The organism is Bartonella sp. AC535YNZD, assembly GCF_042196625.1.
In the GTDB taxonomy this organism is placed as follows: domain Bacteria; phylum Pseudomonadota; class Alphaproteobacteria; order Rhizobiales; family Rhizobiaceae; genus Bartonella.
The window spans coordinates 1-1,522 of the sequence record NZ_JBHIQP010000049.1 but is presented as its reverse complement, the minus strand read 5'-3'; the positions used below and the strand labels follow the sequence as shown (position 1 = coordinate 1,522).

General features: G+C 39.8%; 1 protein-coding gene and 1 pseudogene. Both read left to right on the top strand.

Features of this window, described 5'->3' with window-relative positions; all coding sequences use genetic code 11:
- Positions 1-911: pseudogene (locus ACFIM8_RS09075) on the top strand (filamentous hemagglutinin); the annotation flags it as partial.
- Positions 908-1,315: a hypothetical protein gene (locus ACFIM8_RS09070; protein WP_375607591.1), complete on the top strand. Its 408-nt coding sequence runs from the start codon at positions 908-910 to the stop codon at positions 1,313-1,315. The pseudogene ACFIM8_RS09075 and the gene ACFIM8_RS09070, both read left to right, overlap by 4 nt.
- Positions 1,316-1,522: the final 207 nt, after the last annotated feature.

The window sequence follows — 1,522 nt, the reverse complement described above, 5'->3', positions numbered from 1 at the left end:
CGCTTGAGGGGGTAGTACATAATCGCGTAGATATGATCAATGATTTATCGGATGAAGGATTGGGATACTGGGACAAAATACGCGAATTCGCATATCTCAAAGAGCATCCTGAGGGTGAGGTTTTGCATGATGAAAATGGCAATGTCCTCTATGCAACAGATAAAAATGGAAAACCTATCAAAGACAGTTATGGAAGACAAGTCCCTCTGTATCGTTATTTAACGCCTGAAGAAGAAAAACATTTACAAAAAGGTTCTGATGGCAAGGTTCATATGTTTTACAATGGTATTTTTACCTCACCAGATGATGCTGCGCGTTATACTGTCCAGTTTGCTGACAATGATCATGGTCCCCTTTATTTTACATACTTTCCAGAAGCTGAAGACTGGGAAGTGGAAGTAGGGATAGCGATTTTTCAGAAGTTTCTGGAAGGTAGACTTTTTTTTGGATTGACCAATTCAACCAAGAAATTCCAGGATACAATGTATCTTTATGGCAATACAGGATTGCATGATGATGCCCATAGTCGTGGTACCATAACAGCAGGAAATGGATCACATGATTTAGTAAAGCATGGTGTTCACGGTATAGCAAAGGAAACAACGGTTAATTTTTTTGGTCCAGCTTATAATACTCAAGACATGGCAGATACGTTATATATCTTAAGGGATGGAAAGAAAACCACTGTCGGCTTGGAAAACCATGCAGATGATTTTGTTGGTGTTGTGTTTGGCAAAAATCCCGCTACTTTTGACAAGAGACCCCTTGGTAGTAACGTAGTGAAAGAGGCAAAGAAAGTACTATTTGGTTATCCCAGCCCTCATGTTTGTTATAGTCATGCAAGTAAGGCATGTCAAAGCGATTATGGGGATCCTAATCGTATATACATCCCTTCAAGGAGGAACAAATGAAATACATATTAAAACTATTAAGCGGGCTCGTTCTGTTAAGCGTGATTGGATGCAATATCGATAAACCTGCTCCAGGGTATATGTATATGTGGGAGAAGCCAGGAGCAGATTTTACTGAGATAGGAAAAGCTTTATTAGAATGTGGAATGCCAACGCCTTATGATGAGGATTTAGAAACTCAAAAGCTCACTCCTAATGCAATGGTTTCCATTGATGCTTGCATGGTCCAATCAGGTTTCCGCTATAAAAATAGAGTTGAGGGGGGGGGCTGGTGTTATACTTTTAAAGAAGACAACCTTCCAAATTGTCGTCCAGGTGCTGTCATACCACAGCGCAGTGTCAAGAAGCGCTTGAACAGCCCTTTTTGTAAAAGGTATAAAAACGCGGATGAATGTCAGCCTTAAGTGATGATCAACAATCCCCCTCCTTACCTTCACTTGGAATGGCGGGATTGTTTCCTCAACTAACCATTTCAATATTGTTCACTGTTGTTTTCAGCAGCGGTGACAGGAAATATCAACAGGCTTATGAGCTTTTTTATTGTAAATAAATCCATTGAAAGAGGGGAAAATGAAAAAAATCTTAAAACTATTGAGCTGCATAGCTCTCTT